Here is a 20,891-nt window from a genome sequence, read left to right as displayed (position 1 = left end):
CCCAATAACCACCCGGGCGCCCCCCCCCCCCTGTTTTTTTGTTGGGGGGCCCGCCGGGGGGCGCCGGGTGGTTTGCCCCCCCCCCCCCCGCCCCCCCCCCCCCCGCTCCCACAGGGTTCTCTACAGGTGTACGGCCACCCCCGCCGCTTTGTAGGCGTCTATCGTGGCCTGGTCGGTATCCGCCGCCGCCACCAGGTGGGTGATCGCCGTGATTGGCGCCGTGTGATGCGTGGCCGATGCCACCAGCTTGTCGGGCGTGGCGATCGCCACGGTTTCGCCGCTGGCTTCGATGATCGCCTGCTTGAACATCGTTTCTTCTTCGTCGATCGTCCACAGCCCGCTGCGCGGATCGATCGCGCATACGCCGGGGAAGCAGAAATCGGCGCGGATATCCTGCGCCTGGCGCAGCGTGCGGGAGCCGATGGCGCCACCGATGCGCGGGTCGACTTTCCCCCCGAGCAACACCACATCGAAGCCAGGGCGGCCCAGTACGGCCAGCGCCACGTCGGGCGCGTTCGTCACCACGGTAAGGCCACGATGATCCGGCAACGCCTTTGCCAGCGCCGTATTGGTGGAGCCGGCGTCGAGGAACAGGATCTGCCCTTCCCCGACCAGCGATGCCGCTACCCGACCAAGCTGGCGCTTCAACTCCACGCGCTCGTTATGCCGCTCGCCCAGCGGTGCCACGTGCGGCGCCAGCAAGGCGCCACCGTAGACGCGACGGCACAGGCCCTGCGAAGCGAGGTCGCGCAGGTCGCGGCGGATCGAATCCTCCGACACCCTGAACTCCTGGGCGAGTTCGGCGGCGACCACCTTGCCCTGCCGCTGCAGGCGCTCGAGGATCAGCTGCTGGCGCTCACGCGGCAGCGTGGTATCCGGCAGGTTCATTTCGGCAGGAAACCCAGGGCTACCAGTTCCGCGCGCAGCTGCGCGGGCGAATGGAAATGGATGCCATGGATACCGAGGGCCTCCGCCGCATCGACGTTCGCCTTGTTGTCGTCGATGAACACCGCACGCTTCGGGTCGATGTCGTAGCGCTCAAGCAAGGTCTCGTACAACTTCGGGTCCGGCTTGATCATGCCTTCGTCGCCCGAGACCACGATCCCGTCGAACCAGTTGAAGAAGTCGTAACGCGCGCGGGCGATCGGGAAGGTTTCACCGGACCAGTTGGTGAGCCCGTATAACGGATGCCCGGCCTTCTTCAGGTCGTGCAGGATCGTGATGCTGTCGTCGATGGGCCCTTTCAGGGTCTCTTCCCAGCGCTCGTGGAAGGCGGTGATGAGGTCGACCTGGCTCGGGTGTGCTTCGCTCAGTTCAGCCACCGCCTCGGCCCACGGCCGCCCGGCATCCTGGCGCAGGTTCCATTCCGGCGTGGTGACTTCGGCGAGGAAGCGCTCCATGCCGGCCTCGTCGTCGCCGAACAGCTTGCGGTAGAGATGGCGGGGATTCCAGTCGACGATGACGCCACCGAAATCGAAGATCACCACGTCTCGCTTCGCATACATAGGGAAAGCTCCGGATCAGCGGCGCGCGATGGACGCGCAGAGGGAAACGACGACGAGCAGCCCGGCAACGCCGGTCAGCGCGATGGAAAGCGTACTGAGGTGGGCCACGAAACCGATACCGGCGGGGCCTGCCAGCATGCCGGCATAACCCAGCGCGGTGACGATCGCGATGGCTACGCCAGGCGAAGCACCACCCAGCCGGCCGGCCGCGCTGAACAGCACCGGCACGATGTTGGATGCACCGATACCTACCAGTACGAAGCCGAACAGCGCGGCCGGGCCCCAGGGGATCAGCGTGGCGGCGAGGAACCCCGCCGCGGCGATAAGGCTGCCACCCCGCACGATGGCGACAGGACCCACATGCGCCGTAATGCGATCGCCCATGAGCCGGCATACCGCCATGGCGATGGAGAACGCCGCGTAACCCAGGCCGGCCGACGAGGCATCGAAACCGCGTGAGAAGCGCAGGAACACGGCGCTCCAGTCGAGCATGGAGCCTTCGGCCAGGAAGACGACCATGCAGAGGAAGCCGAGCAGGAATACGGCGCCGCCAGGCATGCGGAACGGCGCGTGCGCATCGGCGTGGGCTTCTTCGTGGCGCACGAGGAAATGCCGCCACTGCGTCGCGACGATGACGAGCAAGGCGACCGATACGGCAATGGCGCTGCCCGTGAGCGGTGCACCTGCCTTGAGCAAGGCAGCCATGCCGGCGGAACCCACGAGGCCACCGACACTGAAGAGGCCATGGAAGCCGGACATCATCGGCTTGCCGCGCAGCTTCTCCACATCCACGGCGTGGGCGTTCATCGAGACATCGACGACACCCAGGGCCGCGCCGAAGAATAAAAGCGCACCTGCCAGTGCCCATGCATCCGGCGCCAGGGTAAGGAGCGGCAGCGCCAGGCATACCAGCAGGCCGCTGACACCGATGACGTCGCGATTGCCGAAACGATGGGTGAGGAAACCGGCCAGTGGCATGGCAGCCGCCGCACCACAGCCCATGCAGAGGAGCACGAGGCCCAGCGTGCCGTCATCGAGGCCGAGGCGAGCCTTGGCGTACGGCACCATCGGTGCCCAGCTGGCCATGCCGATGCCGGACAGGAGGAAGATCAGCCGGGTGGCTCGGGTGGGATTCATGCACATTCCATGGGGAGGGGAATGCGCACAATTTACGCAATCGTGCACAAACGTGCAAGCCATGCAGGATCGTGCATCAGATCCAGTGGAAACCCTTGGCCATCATGCCGGCGAGACCGAGACCGAAGGTGATGAAAGAGCCCAGCAGGAATCGGAAATCGACCCGAAGCTCACGGATTTCCCCACGGAGTTCATTGCGGGTATCCCGCAGTTCAAGGCGAAGGTTGCGGATATCGTCTCGGATGTAATCCATACCGGTTTCAAGCCTGCTGACACGTACTTCAAGGTCGACATACTGGCTACGGGCAGCGGCGGCGGCAACTTCGCTGGTAAGACCAGGTGGCGCCGGAACATCGTGGGCCAGGGCGTTCATGGGTGAAGGGGCTCCCTAAGTGATGGATGACCCTAGGATTACTTGTTCGGGACTCTCTTGCGATTGGTTGCCGCCCAGCTCATTGCGTAGGAAAAACCTTTCAATCTCAGTGCCTTTGTAAGCTTTCTTCACCTGAGAATCCCCGCAAGGCAACGTGCCACTTGCACCCCGGCCCCGGCTTATGTACAAATGTACACATGACGACGCCGAACCTCACCGAGCGACAGCAGAAGACCCTGGACTTCCTGCGGGAGTACCTGCAGACCCAGGGCCTGCCGCCTACCCTGCGCGAGATCGCGGATGCCCTGGGCTTCCCGAGCCACAGCTCCGCGCAGGCCTGCGTGGAGTCGCTGGTGCGCAAGGGTGTGCTGGAGCGCTCGCCACAGCACCGCGGCCTGCGCCTGCCGTCGGGTAACGCCGCGGCCATCCGCGCCGCCCTGCTCCACGAGCTGCCGCTCATCGGCCGCGTCGCCGCCGGCTCGCCCATCCTCGCCGAGGAAAACATCGAATCCCAGCTGGAGATCGATCCGGCCATGTTCCACCCCCGCGCGGATTACCTCCTGCGCGTGGTGGGCATGAGCATGCGCGATGTCGGCATCCTCGATGGCGATCTCCTCGCCGTGCACCGTACCGCCACCGCCAACGACGGCCAGATCGTGGTGGCCCGCCTGGATGACGAGGTCACGGTGAAGCGCCTGAAGCACGAGCGCAACCGTCTCCTCCTGCTTCCTGAAAACCCGGACTTCCAGCCCATCGAAGTCGACCCCCGCCGCCACGCCTTCGCTATCGAAGGTCGCTACGTCGGCATCATCCGCAGGACCTGAGCCATGAATGCTGCCATCGCCTCTGCTTCGCACAACCTGGCCCAGGTCCTGGACCATCCCGGTATCTGGCGCCGTTCCGCCGACCGGCAGCCGCGCGTACGCGCGCTGTCCACCGGGTGGACCTCGCTCGATACCCGCCTGCCGGGTGGCGGCTGGCCGCAGGGCGCCGTCAGCGAGATCCTTTTCGAACACGATGGCCTGGGTGAGCTCGACCTGGTGATGCCGGCGCTCGCCGCGCTCACCCAGGAACACCGCCGGGTCATCTTCATCGCACCGCCGTACCAGCCCTATGCACCGGCGCTTGCCGCCGCGGGTGTCGACCTGCGCTTCCTGCATGAAATCCACGCCGGTTCGACCGAGGCCGCGTGGAGCATGGAGCAGTGCCTGCGTTCCGGCTGTTGTGGCGCCGTCGTCGGCTGGCTGCCGGATATCGATTACCGCAGCCTGCGCCGCCTGCAGCTGGCCGCCGAAAGCGGCGATGCCTGCGCCATGGTGTTCCGTTCCGCCGAGCACGCCGCGCAGAACAGCCCGGCGGCACTCCGTCTCAAGGTCAGCAACAGCGACGAGGCCACCTATGTGGATGTCCTCAAGTCGCGCGGTTTGCTGACCACCACCGCTCCGCTGCTCCGCATGCGGGCCTGAGGTCAGTCCGGCATGGTGTTGTCCTCATCCGCCACCATGCCGGACGCCTCTTTTTTGCCCCGTTACCGCAGCCATGCTTTGGGCCTGTCTCCGTTTTCCCGGCCTGGCGTTCTCCGCCGCCTTCGCCGCGATACCGGAGGCAGGCCCCTCTGCACTCCTCGACAGCCACGCCCGCCAGCGGCTGATCGCCACCGCCAACGATGAAGCGCGCGCCCTCGGCATACGCCGTGGGCAAAGCGTGGCCGCCGCGCGAGCGTTATGTCCCGCGCTGGAAGTCCGCCCGCGCGATCGCGATGCCGAGCAACGCTTGCTCGGTGAACTCGCCGCCTGGTGCTACCAGTTCAGTGGGCATGTCAGCCTGGTGCCACCCAATGCCATCCTCATGGAGGTAGGCGCGAGCCTGCGCCTGTTCGATGGCTGGCCTGTGCTGGCCGAGCGCGTTAGCGCCGGGCTGCGTGAGCAAGGCCACGCACACACTTTGGCCGCCACGCCGTTCGCCTCGGCCTCGTGGGTCTTCGCCGCCACCGCCGATGGCATGGTGCTGCCTACGCGTGAGGGCGTCATCCGCATGCTCGGTGCGCTACCGCTCACGCAAAGTGGCCTGCCCTCCACGGCGGTCACCGCGCTGCATGCCATGGGCTTTCGCCGGCTCGACGATATCTTCCGCCTGCCGCGTCCCGAACTGACCCGGCGTATCGGCAAGGCCGGCGTGAACTGGCTCGATCGCATCCGCGGGCAGGCTTCGGATGCCCTGCCCGCCTGGCACCCCCCGGCCAACTTCCAGCAGAAGATCGAATTCGATGCCGAGCTGGATGGCAGCCAGCCGCTGCTGTTCCCGTTGCGCCGCCTTACCCGCGCCCTGGCCAACTTGCTGGCGGCGCGCGATGGCGGCGTGCAACGTTTCACGCTCACGCTCGAACATGCGCGGGGCGAAACCACGCGCATTGTGGTGGCCATGGCCGCTCCCCAGCGCGATGCCGAGCGCCTGTTCGAACTGGCCCGCACACGCCTGGAACGTGCCACGCTGCCCGCGCCGGCACGCGCGATCGAACTGCACGCCGATGAGCTGCCGGTCTTCCGGCCCCCGCTGCGCGACCTGTTCGAACCCATCCGTGGCGATGGCCTCGACTGGCCCACGCTGGATGAACGCCTGCGCGCCCGCCTGGGCGATGCCGCCCTGCGCCAGCTCACGGTGGTGAACGACCACCGCCCCGAGCGCGCCTCGCGTTACGGCACGCCTTCCGCCACCGTCAGCCTGCCGCGTGGGCGGCGCCCGCTATGGCTGCTGCCCAGGCCCATGCCCATGCGTCCCGAACCGGCGGCGGTACTGGCCGGGCCGGAACGCATCGAAAGCGGCTGGTGGGATGGCGCCGATACGCGGCGCGACTATTACATCGTGCGCACGGCGCATGGCCAGCAGGCGTGGGCTTACCTGCCGCCAGGCACGCTGGATGGGTGGATGCTGCATGGCTGGTTTGCCTGACCCGGCGGCGAATGACGGCGATGTCGAGCTCCCCGCCTACGCCGAACTGCATGCGCTGAGCGACTTCAGCTTCCAGCGTGGCGCATCGAGCGCGCGCGAACTGTTCGAGCGGGCGAAGGAGCTTGGCTATACCGCGCTTGCCATCACCGACGAGTGCTCGCTGTCGGGCATCGTGCGTGCGCTCGAGGCCTCGCTGGAAATGGAGTTGCCGCTCATCGTGGGCAGCGAGTTCCGGCTTTCCGACGGCACCGTGCTGATGCTGCTGGTGGAAAACCAGGCCGGCTACACCGAACTCTGCCGGCTGATCACATTGGGCCGCCGGCGCGCCCGCAAGGGCCACTACGAACTGCATCGCAGCGATATCGAAGCCCTGGGCGAAGGCCTGTGCCTGCTATGGGCGCCCGGCCCCTGGCAGGCCACGCCCGCCACCACCCACGACGAGCGCGCCGCCTGGCTGGCAACGCATTTCCCCGGGCGCGCGTGGCTGGCCGTGGAACTGCACCGCGGCCAGCACGATCTCGCCGAACTGGCCGCGCTGCGCGACCTTGCCGCGCGCCACGCCTTGCCTTGCGTCGCGGCGGGTGATGTCCACATGCACCTGCGCCGTCGACGCGCCCTGCAGGATGTCATGACCGCCATCCGCGTGAATCGCCCGCTGGCCGACGCGGGCGCCGCCCTGTTCCCGAACGGCGAGCGCCACCTGCGCCGTCGCGAAACGCTGGAGCGCATCTATCCCCGCGACCTGCTCGAGGCAACCCAGGTGGTGGCTGCGCGCTGCACCGGTTTCGATATCCGCGGCATCAATTATGTGTACCCACGCGAACTGGTACCCGAAGGCATGGATGCCACGGGCTATCTGCGCCAGCTCACCTGGGAAGGCGTCACCACGCGCTGGCCTGGCGGGATCGACGATGAACTGCGCGGGCGCATCGAAAGGGAGCTCACCCTCGTCGCCACGATGAAGTACGAAGCCTTCTTCCTCACCGTGCACGATATCGTCCGCTTCGCCCGTTCACAGGGCATCCTTTGCCAGGGCCGCGGCTCGGCGGCCAACTCCGTGGTGTGTTTCTGCCTGGGCATCACCGAAGTGAATCCCGACCAGATCAGCACGCTGTTCGAACGCTTTATTTCCATCGAGCGTGACGAGCCACCGGATATCGACGTGGATTTCGAACACGAGCGGCGCGAGGAAGTGCTGCAATACGTGTTCAACAAATACGGGCGTGAACGCGCCGCGCTGGCCGCCACGGTCATCAGCTACCGGCGCAAGAGCGCCGCGCGCGATATCGGGCGGGCACTGGGCCTTTCCGAAGACCAGCTCGACCAGCTGAGCCGCGCCTATTCGCATGCCCACGGCGAAGTGCCCATCACCGTGCGCCTCGCCGAGTACGGCTTCGACATCGCCAGCCGAACCATCCGCCAGCTGGTCGTGCTGGTCGAGGAACTCAACGGCATGCCCCGGCACCTTTCCCAGCATGTCGGCGGCTTCGTCATTTCCGATACGCCCCTGCATCATCTTGTGCCGGTGGAAAACGCGGCCATGGATGAGCGCACCATCATCCAGTGGGACAAGGATGACCTGGAAACCATGAAGCTGCTGAAGGTGGATTGCCTGGCGCTGGGCATGCTCACCTGCATGCAGAAAGCCATGGACCTGCTACGCCAGCATGGCATCAGGGATTACCCGCGGCTGGCGGATATCCCCATGGACGACAAGCCCACCTACACGATGATCCAGTCGGCCGATACCGTCGGCGTGTTCCAGATCGAATCGCGCGCGCAGATGTCGATGCTGCCGCGCCTGAAACCCGCGCGCTATTACGACCTGGTGATCCAGGTGGCGATCGTCCGCCCGGGCCCCATCCAGGGCGGCATGGTGCATCCGTACCTCCAGCGGCGGAAACTGCCGCCGGAAGAGATCACCTACGAACACGGCGTGCGGCCCGTGCTGGAACGCACGCTCGGCGTCCCGATCTTCCAGGAGCAGGTGATGCATATCCTGCAGGTGGTGGCCGATTTCTCGCCGGGCGAATCCGATGAACTTCGCCGCTCCATGGCCGCATGGAAACGCCGTGGCGGCCTGCAGAAATTCGAGCCGAAGATCCGCCGCAACATGTCGAAGAACGGCTACACCGCGGAGTTCACCCAGCAGATCATCGACCAGATCCAGGGCTTCGGCAGCTATGGCTTCCCCGAATCGCACGCGGCGGGCTTTGCCCTTATCGCCTACGCATCCTCCTATCTGAAATGCCATTACCCGGAGGTATTCACCTGTGCGCTGCTCAACAGCCAGCCGATGGGTTTTTATGCACCCGCGCAACTGGTGGCCGACGTGCGCCGCCATGGCGTTGAGGTGCGGCCACCGGATGTGACCGCCAGCGCCTGGGATTGCACGCTCGAGCCGCAGGCGAACAAACCCCGCGCGTTTGCCTTGCGGCTGGGGCTACGCATGATCGGCGGGTTGTCGTCCGACCTTGGCGCGCGCATTGCCGCCGCACGTGGCGACGCGCCGTTGCGTGACCTGGCCGACCTCGCCCAACGCGCGCAACTCAACCGCTTCGAACGCGAGCGCCTGGCCGATGCCGGCGCATTGCGTACGCTAAGCGGGCACCGCCATCGTGCGCGCTGGGAAAGCGCCGGCATCGAACGCACCCTGCCCCTGCTCGATGCCGTGCGGGAGGAACGTACGACGCTACGCCCACCCACGCACGCCGAAAACGTTTTCGCCGATTACGCCACGCACGGGCTTTCACTGAGCGGGCATCCGCTGTCGCTGGTTCGCAAGAACTTGCTGTCGCGCCGCGTGCGCCGCGCGCGTGACCTGGAAACGGCACGGAACGGTGCGTGGTTACGCCACGCTGGCCTGGTCACCGTGCGCCAGCGCCCGCAAACCGCCAGCGGCATCACCTTCGTCACGCTCGAGGATGAAACCGGCCAGGTCAACGTGATTGTCCGCCCAAAGGTGGCCGAGGCGTGCCGCCAGGCGTTGCTGGATGCGGTCCTGCTGGCCGTGGATGGGCAATGGCAGTCCATCGAGGGCGTGCGCCACCTCGTGGCGCACCGGCTGCTCGATTTCAGTGACCTGCTGCCCGCTTTTGGATCCGTCTCGCGGGATTTCCAGTGACACCGCAACGCTCACGCGCCGACTTCCTCGTCCTCACTTAACGACATGTAATTTCCACCTGAATGGATGCCTAGGAACCGCAGGACGAGATTCCCTTTATTCATCGAAAAAGGAATAGCTTCTGCACCGACCGCACGTATTCCGGTCTTCAAGCGACACGCCGCCGCGCCCGGCGTAGCCGCCATGAATCCAAGGCGCTCACACGTTCCAGGAGAGATTCGTCATGCGCAACACGAAACTGATCCTCGCCATGCTCGCCGGCTGCACCCTCATGACTGGCGCCGCTTTTGCGCAGGACGCTGCTTCGAAGGCTTCGCCGACGCCAGCCTCCACCGCTGCCACGCCGATGCATTCCAGCTCCGACTCGATGAAGAGCGACAAGACCGGCAATGAAAACGGCTCGATGAAGTCGACCCACAAGAAGCACAAGAAGGCTGCAAGCGGTACCGAAACGGCTCCGGCCAAGTCCTCGACCGCCGGCGGCATGTAATCGCCAGCGCATGAACGAAAAAAGCCGGCGCCGCGAGGCGCCGGCTTTTTCATGCACCACGACGTGGATCAGACCACGCGGATCGTTTCGCCATCGATCGCCACGACCTGCCCCGCCCGGATCTTGCAGGTCTTGCGCAACTCGACCACGCCATCGACGGTGACCAGGCCCTCGGCCACGAGGTGCTTGCCCTCACCGCCGCTGGCGGCGATCCCGGCCAGCTTGAGCAACTGGTTCAATTCAACGTACTCGCCTTCGAGTTCGAACGTTTGCGATGACATGGGTCGGGCATCAGGTAACAAGGGGGGCGCACATTAAAGCGCAATCCGGCCGCCGATGTTCAAAAGCATGAATTCGTCCGCCGCCATGCCCTGAGCGTCGAGCGCCTCGGCCAGCAACCGCGGCGGCTCGTCCAGCTGGTCGTCGGCCAGCTCGAACACACCCCAGTGGATCGCCATGGAACGGCGCACGCCAATCTCCCGGTGCAACTGCACCGCTTGCGCGGGATCCACGTGCTGCCCATGCATGAACCAGCGCGGGGCATATGCGCCAATGGGAATGGCGGCGAGGTCGATCGGACCGGCACGGCGTCCGATCTCGGCGAGCTTGTCGGAATAACCGGTGTCACCGGCGAACCAGAAGCGGAAGCCGGACTGGGCCATCACCCAGCCACCCCAGAGCGAACGGTTGCGATCCCAAAGGGTACGGGCACTCCAGTGCCGGGCAGGCACGAAGGTGAAGACCGCGCCGCCCACTTCAGTGGAGGCCCACCAGTCGAGCTCGCGTACATTCCCGATCCGCTCGCGATCGAACCAGCGTTTCAGCCCCAGCGGCACCAGGAACACGACACCCGGGAAACGCCGGGCGATGGCAAGCACGCTCGCGCGATCCAGGTGGTCGTAATGATTGTGGGAAATCACGACCACGTCGATGCGCGGCAACGCGGCGACTTCCGCAGGTGTCGGCGTACGCCGCAGCGGACCTGCGAACGAGAGTGGCGAAGCCCGCTTGCCCAGCACCGGGTCGGTGAGCACCGTGAGCCCCTGGTGCCGCACGAGCACGCTGGCATGGCCAAGCCACCAGGCGGCGTCATCGCTGCCGGCGAAATCCGCCGGCTGCCACCAGCGGCGGGCGAAGGCTTCGTAACCTTCCGTGGGAGGGCGCGGGAGCTGCTGTTCCTTGCGCTCGCGGCGCCAGCGCTTCAGGCCGCCGGGTTCGCGCGTTTCGGGTTCCAGGTTACGGAAGCCCTCGCGCGCGTGGTGCGCCTTCGTGGCGTCGAAGTACGGATTCGTCCAGGGCATGCCTTGCCTTGATGGTGGGGTCACCGGAAGACCTGCGGCCCCACCACCCCGGCTTCAAGGTCAGTCGACGTCGATGCGCCGTACCTGGGCCAGCCAGTCCTCGAGGTTGTAGTAGTTGCTGACGCGGGTGATCCTGCCGCCGGCGACATCAAAGAACGCCCCGCCGGGCAACACATAGCTCTGACCCTGGGCGAGCGGCAGCCCTTCATCGGTCGCCTTGTATTCGCCATGCACGACGTACTCGGCGGCGGCGCGGTTCCCCGCCTCGTTCGCCATGATCACGATGTTCTTCAGCTGTTCGGAATAACTCGTGTTCATTCGCTCGAGGAACGCCGCGAAGCGCTGGCGGCCGGTCTCGCGGCCGCCCTGGTTCACGTCGTGGGCCACCTGCTCGTCCAGCAGGTCCAGCATGCCCGCCCAGTCACCGCGATTGAACGCGTCGTAATAGCGGCGGATCAGGTCGATCGTCTCGTTCATCGCGGCACTCAATAGATAATGACGGAGCGGATGGCCTTGCCCTCGTGCATCAGGTCGAAGGCGCGATTGATATCGTCCAGCCCCATCGTATACGTGATCATGGGATCGATCTTGATTTCCCCACCCATGTAGCGATCGACATAGCCCGGCAATTCCGTGCGGCCCTTCACGCCACCGAATGCCGAACCGCGCCAGACGCGACCCGTGACCAGCTGGAACGGGCGGGTGCGGATTTCCTGGCCGGCGCCCGCGACGCCGATGATGATCGACTCGCCCCAGCCCTTGTGGCAGCACTCGAGCGCGGAACGCATCACGTCGACATTGCCGATGCACTCGAAGGAATAATCGACGCCGCCATCGGTCAGGTCGACGATCACCTGCTGGATGGGCGTATCCGGGTAATCGCGCGGATTCACGAAATCGGTGGCGCCAAGCATCTTCGCCATCTCGAACTTCGCTGGATTGGTATCGACGCAGATGATCCGGCCGGCCTTCGCCATGACAGCGCCCTGCACGACCGACAGGCCGATACCGCCCATGCCGAACACCGCCACGGTCGCGCCCGGCTCCACCTTCGCCGTGTTGAGCACCGCGCCGATGCCCGTGGTCACGCCGCAGCCGAGCAGGCAGACCTTGTCCAGCGGCGCATCCTTGTTGATCTTCGCCAGCGAGATCTCCGGCAGCACGGTGTATTCGCTGAAGGTGCTGGTGCCCATGTAATGCAGCAGGGTCTTGCCACCCATGGAGAAGCGCGAGGTGCCATCCGGCATCACGCCCTTGCCCTGGGTGACGCGGATCTTCTGGCACAGGTTCGTCTTGCCCGAACGGCAGAACGAGCACTCCCCGCATTCAGGGGTGTAAAGGGGAATGACGTGGTCGCCCGGCTTCAGCGACGTGACGCCCTCGCCCACTTCCTCGACGATGCCGCCACCCTCATGGCCCAGGATGACCGGGAAGGCGCCTTCCGGGTCCGCGCCCGACAACGTAAAGGCGTCGGTGTGGCAGACGCCCGTGGCCACGATGCGCACCAGCACCTCGCCCGCCTTCGGTCCCTGCACGTCGATCTCTTCGATGGACAGGGGCTTTCCTGCTTCCCAGGCAACAGCGGCGCGCGACTTCATGGGTCATTCCTCTAAACGGTGGCGTACGGTACCGGCCGGGGGCCGGATGGACCACGGAGTGTAGCCAGCCCGGGCTGCGTCCGCACGGACCCGTATGGAGACCCGCTCCGACGCCGTTGTCTCCCAACGGCTGGCGGACTTCGCGAACGAAATGTGAACGGAAGCAAACACCGCCATGGCAGCCATCGACCGATTGAGTTAAACTCTGGTTAACGGATCAGCACGCTTCTACGAACGAACGGCTGCAGAAAGGTGTTCGACAGGCCCGATCCATGGGTGCCATCGAAAAAATCTTTGAACCTTTTACTTACGTCCGCTGTCTAACTTTTTAAGCATTGCAGCCCTTGAAAGCGGCCAATAGGCCCCTACTAAGGGTGATACGAAACTCACGGGTTCAGTAATTCGGTACAAAAACCGGCATACGAAAGCCTAACGAGTCGATTGTTCACCAAATGAAACGGATAGGTACGATTTGGCCTTCTACCGGGATTTCCCAGGCCAGCGTAACGTCCCGACCACGCAAGAGACCGGCGGCGTGGTGTTGATTGAAGCAACCGGTCATACAAGAGACTGGGAGACAAGACCATGAACGAACTTCGCAACGATTACGGCATTACCACTTTCGAATACACCGCTGGCGGCCGCATGTCGGACGCGTCCAACGGCCTCGACCTCTTCGGCGGCGAGATGGATGGCTACGACTGGCTGGGCGAAGTCGCCAGCCGCCTCAGCTCCGACGCGCTGTAAGCCGCACCTCGCCGTAGGGCGAGCTGGGCACGCCGCTATCGCGGCACACTACCCAGTCCACGCCTGCCGAAGGCCGCGGCCCACCCCGCTCCTACGAGAGAACGCCACGCGACAAACGAAGGCCCGCCATGTGCGGGCCTTCTGCGTTTCTACGAGGCCTTGCGGGCCCGGGTCTTCGCGGCTTTCTTTGCCGCCGCGGAACGGCCGGCGGCGCCCTTGGTATGCGCGGCCTTCTTCGCTGCCGTCGATTTACTGGCCGACGTGCGCTTCGCCGCGCTCTTCCGGGCCTGGGTGGACAACGCCTTCTTCGACGCGGCCGCCGTGCCCTCGCGCTTGAGCGCCTTGGTCGTCGCGCGCTTGCGGGCCGCCGACTTCTTCGTCGCCGTACCGGATGAACGCTTACGCGCCGCAGCCGTGTCCTGGGCCGCCTTCTTCTTCGTCGCCTTGCTGGCGGTCTTCGATGGCGTGGCCTTTACGCCATCCCGGCGCGCCTTGGACAGGCCAATGGCGATCGCCTGCTTTGCCGAACGCGCGCCGTGCTTGCCTTCGCGAACGTGCTCGATTTCCTCGCGCACGTACTCGCCGGCCTGGGTGGACGCTGATTTGCCCTCGCGCTTGTCGCGGGCAGCCCTGGCAGTGGTTTTCTTCTCGGGCATGAGCGTGGCTCCTCTGGCATGAGGAGCCCGAGACTACCGGTGCGGGCCGTGATGCCCGTGTATGCCGGGCGTCACGCCAGGCCGAAGAACTGCGCCACCAGCCAGCCGTTCGCGGCCGAGATGGTGACGAAGAGTAGCCAGGCGGCGACCGACACGAGCCGCGTGTTGGCGAACGGCCCCATCAGCGCGCGGTCGTCGGTAAAGCGGATCAACGGATACATCGCGAACGGCAGCTGCACGCTGAGCACCACCTGGCTCGCGACGAGCAAGGCACCGATCGCCCGGTCGCCCATCACGACCACGCCAATGAACGCGGGAATGATGGCGAGGCCACGGGTGATCAGCCGACGCTGCCAGCAAGGCAGCTTCATCTGCAGGAAGCCATCCATGATCACCTGCCCGGCGATCGTGCCGGTAAACGTCGAACTCTGGCCGGACGCGAACAATCCAATCGCGAAAGCGATGGAAGCCACCGTCGTGCCAGCGATGGGCGCGAGCAGCTGGTAGGCATCGCCGATGTCCGCCACGTCATGGCGACCGGTCGCATGGAAGGCCCCTGCCGCCACGATCAGGATCGCTGCATTGATCAACAGCGCGAGGCTCAGCGAGCAGATCGTATCCACGCGCGTGAGCCGGATGGCGGCCCACTTGCCCGTCTCACCCGACACCGCGCGCGTCTGCACGATCGATGAGTGCAGGTACAGGTTGTGCGGCATGATCGTGGCGCCGAGGATGCCGATGGCGAGGTACAGCGGCTCGCGGCTGTCCAGCGCATGCAGCGACGGCACGAAGCCCGCCGCCACCGCATGCCAGTCCGGCCCGACCAGGAACAACTGCACGACGAAGCAGATGCCGATCGTGCCGACCAGACCAAGGATGATCGATTCGACGCGCCGGAAGCCCTGGCCCTGCAGGCCGAGCACGATGAAGGTATCCAGTGCGGTCAGCGCGACACCTACCGGCAGCGACACGCCGAACAGCAGCTTGAACGCCAGCGCGCTGCCCAGCACCTCGGCCAGGTCGCAGGAAATGATGGAGAGTTCGGCGAGCACCCATTGCGCCCGGCCCAGCGCTTTCGGGTAACGCTGGCTCGATAGCTGCGCCAGGTCCTTGCGCGTCGCGATGCCGAGGCGTGCGGCAAGGCACTGCAGCAGCATGGCGGCGAGGCTGGAAAGCAGCACGACGAACAGCAGCCGGTAGCCGAAGCGCGAGCCGGCCTCGATATCGGTGGCCCAGTTGCCCGGATCCATGTACCCAACCGAAACGAGAAGACCCGGGCCGGCGAAGCGAAGCGCCTTCTTCCACCACGGAAGATCCTGCGCAACGACGATGGAACCGGCGACTTCGGACGGACAGAACGGCGCCGTGGCCGTCTTGGGTAACGGAAAGAACATGCGACATCCTACCCCGCCGGACGGTAGCGGTGAATGCCACGTCGCGTTCGCTTCACGAAGCTGTAATGGCGGGAACGGGTACACCGTGGACGCTGCGAATGGCGCAGAGTAGCGAGGAAGCCACCATGGACAAGAACCGTACCGAAGGCATGAAACACGAGGTCAAGGGCGCCGTGAAGGAAGCCACGGGCAAGCTGACCGGTAACCACGCGAAAGAAGCCGCGGGCAACATCGAGAAGAACGCCGGCAAGGTCCAGAAGGAAGTGGGCAAGGCCGCTGACCACGCGCGCGATCGCGACCGTCACCACTAAGCAAGGATGGGCGGGGCCGACTGGCCCCGCCCCTTTCGCATCACGCCACGACCGGTGCAGGCGCGGGTTTGAGCAAGCGCCGCCGCAGCCAGTGGTTCGCCGGTTCGGAGAAGTACCGCGCGACCGCGTAGCCCAAAGCCCACGCAAGCAATAGGGCCGGCGCGTACCAGATCCAGCCCCATGCCTTGTCCGTGCCACTCATGCGCGCCACGCCGACCAGCGCGAACACCACGAACATGTGGGTGAGGTAGATCTCGTAACTCGCGCGCCCCATGGCCTGCAGCCAGCCCGTGCCACGCATGCCCGTGCCGCCCTCCGGCGAGGCAAGGACGAGGCACGCCGCGGCCACGATCAGCACGAGCAGGTATGGCTCCTGGATCAGCTGCCAGACCCAACCGCCGGAAAACATGATCGCCACCAGCGCGACACCGCCGATGACGGCGAGCATGCGGCGCACGTGCACGGGCGGGACGCCCCAGCGTGTCCGGGCAAGGGCCGCCAGCACGCCGGCGGCGATCGCCCCCATGCCTGGCAGGTAGGCCTTCTCGCTCCAGATTTCGTTATCGGTGATGGCCGCGCGGGTGAACGGTACCGAGAGGGCCAGCACCACCAGCGCAGGCACCAGCCAGCGCGTGCGGCCGAGGGTGAGGCAGACCAGCGGGAACGCGAGGTAAAACACTTCTTCCACCGATAGCGACCAGAGCACGTCCCAGCCGCCTGGCAACCAGCCGTTGCGTCCCTCGTACACGTTCAGGGTGAAAGTGAGCGCGGACAGGGTGGCGCCAGCCGGCGACTGGCCGGGCTTGTCGAAGACGTAGTTCGGCACGCCGGCCACATGGCAGGCCAGGAGCACGGCCAGCAGCGCCAGCAGGCAGGGCAGGATGCGCGCCACGCGGCGCAGGTAAAACGCGCGCCAGTCGATCTCGGCCAGCGACGTGTCGCGTTCAACGACGTGCCGGGTGATCAGGAACCCGGAGATCACGAAGAACAGGAAGACGGCCTCGTAGCCGTTATAGATGAAGCCCTTCAGCAGGAAGACCGGAAGCCACTGGGCCGCGTCGGTCTTGTGCAGCGGAAGGCGCAGGCCGAGGTGGTGCACGACCACCAGCAAGATGCTTATGCCGCGCAGCAGGTCGATGCCCGGGCTGCGCGGTAGGGTGCGTTGGGACACGGGGCGGCTTCCGTCCGGGAAGCCGCCAGCTTAGCGTCCTCAGGTGCAGCCACGCACCAGGAAAATCAGGATCAGAACCGGGATCGGCACGCCAAGGATCCACAACAATACGTAACCGATGCCACCCTTCTGCTTTTCAGCGACCGGCGTCTTCTGTTCTTCCATCTGCGTTTGCCTCAACACCTTGGGGTGAGGCCAGCGTCGGGTCCGTGGCGTGGAGTGCGCGTGAGTATTGCGCCAGTAACGCATTCGCAACGACACGCCCGTCGCACATCGTGCATTATCTGGGACGGGCTCCCACTGCCAGAAGGACGTCCCATGAAGCACCCGCGCCCGCTCCTGCTTGCCGCCGCCCTGCTCGCCGCCGCGACGGGCGCCCACGCCGCCACGGTGATCCGCGGGGCCCGGGTGATCGATGGCACGGGCGCGCCACCTCGCGACGACATGACCCTGGTGATCGACGGCGACCACTTCTCCCTGGTCGGGCCTGGCCTGCGGGCGAAGATGCCTGACGGCACGAGGGTCATCGACTACACCGGCAAGACGATCATCCCCGGCCTGGTCTCCGATCACGGCCACATCGGCCAGGTCGATGGCACGCAAGGTGGCGCGCCATCGCTCTACACGCGCGAGAACGCGTTGCGCCAGCTTCGCCAGTGGCGCGCGTACGGCGTCACTACGGTCACCTCGCTGGGCCTGAACGACCCCGCGGTGTTCTACCCGCTCAGGGCCGACCTGCATGCGGGCAAGGCCGAGGGTGCCGACCTGTACGGTGCAGACCATGGCATCGGCGTGCCCGACGGTGCGCCGCCGGCCAAGGCCAGGAAGTCGGGCTCGAACCAGCTTGATCGCCCGGCCACGCCGGATGAAGCGCGCGCGGCCGTCGATGCGGCCGCCGCGCGCGGCACGGACCTGATCAAGATCTGGGTCGACGACTTCAACGGCAGCCTGCCCGTGAAGATGAAACCGGAGATCTGGCGCGCGGTCATCGCCGAGGCCCACGCGAAGCACCTGCGCGTCGCCGCGCACATTTACTACCTCGAGGATGCGCGCCAGCTCGTGGAGGATGGCGTGGACATCCTCGCCCATGGCGTGCGCGACAAGCCGGTCGACCAGGGTTTCATCGACGCCATGAAACAGCACGGCACGTGGTACGTCGCCACGCTTGACCTCAACGAGTCGGCGTATATCTATGCGCGCCATCCCGCCTGGATGGACCAGCCCTTCTTCACCCACGCGGTCCAGCCCGCCCTTGCCACGCAGTTCGCAGATAACGCATGGCGCGAGAAAGTGGACAAGGATGGCGCCACGCCGGTCAACGAAGCGGCACTGAAAACCAACGAGCAGAACCTCAAGCGTCTCTACGATGCCGGCGTGAAAACCGGCTTCGGCACCGACGCCGGCGCGACGCCGTTGCGCATCCCGGGCTTCGCCGAGCATCGCGAGCTGGCGCTGATGGTGGATGCCGGCCTGACGCCCGTGCAGGCGATCAACGTGGCCACGCAACGCGCCGCCGGGCTGCTCGGCCTGGATGACCGCGGCGTCATTGCCAACGGCAAGCGTGCCGATTTCATCGTGCTTGATGGCGACCCCACGAAGGACATCGAAGCGACCACCCACATCCAGGCCGTGTGGCAACGCGGCGCGCAGGTGGCTGGCCCCGTGACGACCTTCACGCCCTGAGCCGCCGATGACCTCCCCCGCCGACACCTTCGCGTTCCTGCCGGTCGATTCGCCGACGGCCGCGGAGATCCGCGCGTTCGACTGGGCGACCACGCCGCTCGGCCCCGTGGAGGGCTGGCGGCCCGCGCTCAAGGCGATGCTTGCCACGATGTTCGATACACCGCGGCCCATGTTCATGTCGGTCGAACCCGGCCAGCAGTTCTTCTTCAACGACCCGTACCGGAGCATGCTCGGCCGCCGCGCGTCGGGCGCCATCGGCAAGACCTTCCGCGAACTCTGGCCGGAGGTCTGGGACGATGTTGCCGCGACGGTCGAGCGCGCGCTGGCCGGCGAAGGCACCCTGCACACCGACCTGCCCCTGCACATGACAAGGCAGGGGTTCGACGAGGAAACCTGGTGGACGTTCTCGTATGCCCCGCTGCGCGATGAGCACGGTGGCATCTTCGGGATGTACAGCATCACGAACGAGACCACCCGCGCGGTCCGGACCACGCAGGTGCTGCGCGAGCTGAACGCGTCGCTGGAAGTGGAGATCGACCAGCGCACGCGCGAGCGCGACCAGGTCTGGGCGATCGCCCGCGATCTCTACGTGGTGATGACCCGCGATGGCCACTACCGCGACCTCAACCCCGCCTGGCGCACCGAGCTCGGCTACGCACCCGATGAACTGGTCGGCCTGGGCTTCGAGGAACTCATCCACGCCGACGACCTGGACCGCGCACGTGATGCGGTCAGCCAGATGGTCGAAGGCGATGTCGTCGAAGACCTGGAACTGCGCCTGCGCGGCAAGGACGGGAGTTACCGCTGGTTCGCCTGGACCGGCGTGCCCGATGGCGACGTGATCTATGGGATGGGCCGGGACACGCAACGCCGGCGCAACATGGATGACCAGCTACGGCACGCGCAGAAACTCGAAGCGCTGGGCCGCCTCACCGGTGGTATCGCACACGACTTCAACAACATCCTCGGCGGCATCGGTGGCGCCATCGAGGTCGTGACCGAACGCCTCGAGCAGGGCCGTGTGGATGGTTCGAAACGCCTGCTCGACGCGGCCCGCGGCGCGGTCCAGCGGGCGGCCGGCCTGACCCACCGCCTGCTCGCCTATTCGCGCCAGCAGGCGCTCTCGCTTTCCGATGTGGATGCGAACGCGATCGTTCATGGGCTCGACCTGTTGTTGCGCCCGTTGCTCGGCGAACAGGTGCGCCTGCAGGTGGACATGGCCGATGTCTTGTGGCGCACGCTCTCCGATGCGAGCCAGCTGGAAAGCGCCATCCTCAACCTCGCGATCAACGGCCGCGATGCCATGCCGCACGGCGGCACGCTGACGATCGCGACGCGCAATGCGGTGGGCGCGGATATCGGCAAGGGGCCGGCGGATTACGTGGTGGTCGACGTCACCGACACCGGCACGGGCATGTCGGCGGCCGTCGTCGAGAAGGCGTTCGATCCGTTCTTCACCACCAAGGCCATCGGCCAGGGCACCGGCCTGGGCCTCTCCATGGTCGATGGCTTCGCCCGGCAAACGGGTGGCCGCGCCGTCATCACGTCCGCGCCCGGCAGGGGTACCACGGTGAGCTTGTGGTTGCCGCGGCATGTCGGCGCGCCGGCGGCGAAGCATTCGCACATCGAGAGCCCCGCGCGGCGGGGTGGCGGCGAACACGTGCTGCTGGTCGAGGACGAAGACATGCTGCGCTCGCTGACCCGCGAGGTGCTCGAGGAAGCGGGCTACACCGTCAGCGATTGCGCGGAAGCCAACGCGGCGCTGCTGTTGCTGGCCGCCGACGACACGCCGGACGTGCTCGTGACCGATGTTGGCCTGCCCGGCATGGACGGGCGGCGCCTGGCGCAGGCGGCGCGCGAACGGCAGCCGGGCCTCCCCGTGCTGTTCATCACGGGCTACGCGTGGGAAGCGTTTTCGGACAGCCCGGTGCTGCCGGAAGGCTGCGCCATCCTCAGCAAGCCCTTTTCGGTACACGCGTTGGTGGATGCCGTAGCCGACCTGCTCGACGGCACGCCCGCGTAACGCACGCATTCCATTTCCTTGACCCCGGCGCGCGGAGACTGCGAAGCATGAAGCCCGGAGAACCCATGAAGCGCACCCGCTACTACGCCTTGATCGCGTTGATCATCGCCATGCTGGCGATTTTCGTGGTCGGTGCGATCCGCAAGGGCGGGCCGAATGGCGACGTGCCCGATGATGGCCGGGCGCCGTCGAGCCAGCCCTCGGGGCGTTAGGCCGGTTCGGCTTCTTCGCTGGCGCGCATGGATGCCTGGGCAGCGGCGGCGCGCTGCATGGCGACAAGGAAATCGACCCCATAGCGCATGACGAACGGCGCGACATGACCCGGCATGCAGCCATCGGGTAGCGCGTTCACCTGGGTGTTATCGAGTGGCTCGGACTGCGACGAACGACTTGCCATGGCCTTGACGGCCCCCTTTCTGGTATTCCCCC

The 20,891-nt window shown here is 66.1% G+C and carries 23 protein-coding genes; 10 read left to right on the top strand and 13 right to left on the bottom strand.

Annotation, left to right across the window (positions count from 1 at the left end):
- Window positions 1-120 precede the first annotated feature (120 nt).
- The 4 genes from ACZ6YI_RS20410 to ACZ6YI_RS20395 all read right to left on the bottom strand — a co-directional run bounded on the left by ACZ6YI_RS20410 (window position 121) and on the right by ACZ6YI_RS20395 (window position 3,015).
- Window positions 121-888 (bottom strand): DeoR/GlpR family DNA-binding transcription regulator, encoded by a 768-nt coding sequence (locus ACZ6YI_RS20410; RefSeq protein WP_465780222.1) that lies wholly within the window; start codon window positions 886-888, stop codon window positions 121-123.
- A complete protein-coding gene (locus ACZ6YI_RS20405) occupies window positions 885-1,505 on the bottom strand; it encodes an HAD family hydrolase (RefSeq protein WP_440326954.1) in 621 nt (206 codons plus the stop codon). The genes ACZ6YI_RS20410 and ACZ6YI_RS20405 overlap by 4 nt, the downstream gene beginning before the upstream one ends.
- Window positions 1,506-1,520: 15 nt before the next feature.
- A complete protein-coding gene (locus tag ACZ6YI_RS20400) occupies window positions 1,521-2,642 on the bottom strand; it encodes an MFS transporter (RefSeq protein WP_465780221.1) in 1,122 nt (373 codons plus the stop codon).
- 76 nt (window positions 2,643-2,718) lie between these two features.
- Complete coding sequence (locus ACZ6YI_RS20395; protein WP_465780220.1) at window positions 2,719-3,015, bottom strand: hypothetical protein; 297 nt, start codon at window positions 3,013-3,015, stop codon at window positions 2,719-2,721.
- 197 nt (window positions 3,016-3,212) lie between these two features.
- On the opposite strand from ACZ6YI_RS20395, the gene lexA reads away from it, so the two are divergent.
- The 5 genes from lexA (at window position 3,213) to ACZ6YI_RS20370 (ending at window position 9,578) form a co-directional block, all read left to right on the top strand.
- Window positions 3,213-3,839, top strand: coding sequence for a transcriptional repressor LexA (gene lexA / locus ACZ6YI_RS20390; protein ID WP_440326960.1), 627 nt, complete (start codon window positions 3,213-3,215; stop codon window positions 3,837-3,839).
- A gap of 3 nt (window positions 3,840-3,842) precedes the next feature.
- Window positions 3,843-4,481 (top strand): translesion DNA synthesis-associated protein ImuA, encoded by a 639-nt coding sequence (gene imuA / locus ACZ6YI_RS20385; RefSeq protein ID WP_331644014.1) that lies wholly within the window; start codon window positions 3,843-3,845, stop codon window positions 4,479-4,481.
- 73 nt (window positions 4,482-4,554) lie between these two features.
- A complete protein-coding gene (locus ACZ6YI_RS20380) occupies window positions 4,555-5,964 on the top strand; it encodes a Y-family DNA polymerase (protein ID WP_465780219.1) in 1,410 nt (469 codons plus the stop codon).
- Window positions 5,948-9,088: an error-prone DNA polymerase gene (locus ACZ6YI_RS20375; RefSeq protein WP_465780218.1), complete on the top strand. Its 3,141-nt coding sequence runs from the start codon at window positions 5,948-5,950 to the stop codon at window positions 9,086-9,088. Before ACZ6YI_RS20380 ends, ACZ6YI_RS20375 begins: the two co-directional genes overlap by 17 nt.
- Before the next feature lie 223 nt (window positions 9,089-9,311).
- On the top strand, window positions 9,312-9,578 hold the full coding sequence (locus tag ACZ6YI_RS20370) for a hypothetical protein (protein ID WP_465780217.1): 267 nt from the start codon (window positions 9,312-9,314) through the stop codon (window positions 9,576-9,578).
- 68 nt (window positions 9,579-9,646) lie between these two features.
- On the opposite strand, the gene ACZ6YI_RS20365 is transcribed toward ACZ6YI_RS20370, so the two are convergent.
- Genes ACZ6YI_RS20365 through ACZ6YI_RS20350 form a run of 4 tightly spaced genes read right to left on the bottom strand, consistent with a single transcriptional unit; the run spans window position 9,647 to window position 12,477 of the window.
- Complete coding sequence (locus ACZ6YI_RS20365; RefSeq protein ID WP_465780216.1) at window positions 9,647-9,859, bottom strand: RNA-binding S4 domain-containing protein; 213 nt, start codon at window positions 9,857-9,859, stop codon at window positions 9,647-9,649.
- Window positions 9,860-9,892: 33 nt separating this feature from the next.
- Window positions 9,893-10,879 (bottom strand): MBL fold metallo-hydrolase, encoded by a 987-nt coding sequence (locus tag ACZ6YI_RS20360; RefSeq protein WP_465780215.1) that lies wholly within the window; start codon window positions 10,877-10,879, stop codon window positions 9,893-9,895.
- Between the two features lie 60 nt (window positions 10,880-10,939).
- Complete coding sequence (locus ACZ6YI_RS20355) at window positions 10,940-11,356, bottom strand: ketosteroid isomerase-related protein (RefSeq protein WP_440325961.1); 417 nt, start codon at window positions 11,354-11,356, stop codon at window positions 10,940-10,942.
- An 8-nt stretch (window positions 11,357-11,364) separates the two neighbouring features.
- Window positions 11,365-12,477, bottom strand: a complete 1,113-nt coding sequence (locus tag ACZ6YI_RS20350) for an S-(hydroxymethyl)glutathione dehydrogenase/class III alcohol dehydrogenase (RefSeq protein ID WP_465780214.1) — start codon at window positions 12,475-12,477, stop codon at window positions 11,365-11,367.
- 585 nt (window positions 12,478-13,062) lie between these two features.
- Here ACZ6YI_RS20350 and ACZ6YI_RS20345 point away from each other — a divergent pair.
- Window positions 13,063-13,224: a hypothetical protein gene (locus ACZ6YI_RS20345; RefSeq protein ID WP_440325957.1), complete on the top strand. Its 162-nt coding sequence runs from the start codon at window positions 13,063-13,065 to the stop codon at window positions 13,222-13,224.
- Window positions 13,225-13,373: 149 nt separating this feature from the next.
- Here the strand turns inward: ACZ6YI_RS20345 and ACZ6YI_RS20340 are convergent, their stop codons facing one another.
- Both ACZ6YI_RS20340 and ACZ6YI_RS20335 read right to left on the bottom strand, forming a co-directional pair.
- Window positions 13,374-13,880, bottom strand: coding sequence for a DUF6496 domain-containing protein (locus ACZ6YI_RS20340; RefSeq protein WP_465780213.1), 507 nt, complete (start codon window positions 13,878-13,880; stop codon window positions 13,374-13,376).
- 71 nt (window positions 13,881-13,951) lie between these two features.
- The gene (locus tag ACZ6YI_RS20335) at window positions 13,952-15,274 is read right to left on the bottom strand and encodes an Nramp family divalent metal transporter (RefSeq protein WP_465780212.1); all 1,323 of its coding nucleotides are present in this window, start codon (window positions 15,272-15,274) and stop codon (window positions 13,952-13,954) included.
- A 125-nt stretch (window positions 15,275-15,399) separates the two neighbouring features.
- On the opposite strand from ACZ6YI_RS20335, the gene ACZ6YI_RS20330 reads away from it, so the two are divergent.
- Window positions 15,400-15,585 (top strand): CsbD family protein, encoded by a 186-nt coding sequence (locus ACZ6YI_RS20330; RefSeq protein ID WP_440325952.1) that lies wholly within the window; start codon window positions 15,400-15,402, stop codon window positions 15,583-15,585.
- Window positions 15,586-15,625: 40 nt separating this feature from the next.
- Here ACZ6YI_RS20330 and ACZ6YI_RS20325 read toward each other — a convergent pair whose 3' ends face one another.
- The gene (locus ACZ6YI_RS20325) at window positions 15,626-16,756 is read right to left on the bottom strand and encodes an acyltransferase family protein (protein ID WP_465780211.1); all 1,131 of its coding nucleotides are present in this window, start codon (window positions 16,754-16,756) and stop codon (window positions 15,626-15,628) included.
- 39 nt (window positions 16,757-16,795) lie between these two features.
- The gene (locus ACZ6YI_RS20320) at window positions 16,796-16,921 is read right to left on the bottom strand and encodes a hypothetical protein (RefSeq protein ID WP_440327210.1); all 126 of its coding nucleotides are present in this window, start codon (window positions 16,919-16,921) and stop codon (window positions 16,796-16,798) included.
- A gap of 153 nt (window positions 16,922-17,074) precedes the next feature.
- On the opposite strand from ACZ6YI_RS20320, the gene ACZ6YI_RS20315 reads away from it, so the two are divergent.
- The 3 genes from ACZ6YI_RS20315 (at window position 17,075) to ACZ6YI_RS20305 (ending at window position 20,674) form a co-directional block, all read left to right on the top strand.
- Window positions 17,075-18,439, top strand: coding sequence for an amidohydrolase family protein (locus ACZ6YI_RS20315; protein ID WP_465780210.1), 1,365 nt, complete (start codon window positions 17,075-17,077; stop codon window positions 18,437-18,439).
- Between the two features lie 7 nt (window positions 18,440-18,446).
- Window positions 18,447-20,462: a hybrid sensor histidine kinase/response regulator gene (locus ACZ6YI_RS20310; RefSeq protein ID WP_465780209.1), complete on the top strand. Its 2,016-nt coding sequence runs from the start codon at window positions 18,447-18,449 to the stop codon at window positions 20,460-20,462.
- A gap of 65 nt (window positions 20,463-20,527) precedes the next feature.
- Window positions 20,528-20,674, top strand: coding sequence for a hypothetical protein (locus ACZ6YI_RS20305; RefSeq protein WP_440327205.1), 147 nt, complete (start codon window positions 20,528-20,530; stop codon window positions 20,672-20,674).
- Here ACZ6YI_RS20305 and ACZ6YI_RS20300 read toward each other — a convergent pair.
- Window positions 20,671-20,859, bottom strand: coding sequence for a hypothetical protein (locus ACZ6YI_RS20300; RefSeq protein ID WP_465780208.1), 189 nt, complete (start codon window positions 20,857-20,859; stop codon window positions 20,671-20,673). The genes ACZ6YI_RS20305 and ACZ6YI_RS20300 overlap by 4 nt on opposite strands.
- Between the last annotated feature and the right edge of the window lie 32 nt (window positions 20,860-20,891).

The sequence above is a fragment of the Luteibacter sp. NPDC104163 genome (assembly GCF_055584245.1).
The sequence above is the reverse complement of the archived record's forward strand: the minus strand, read 5'-3'. Positions and strand labels throughout refer to the sequence as shown.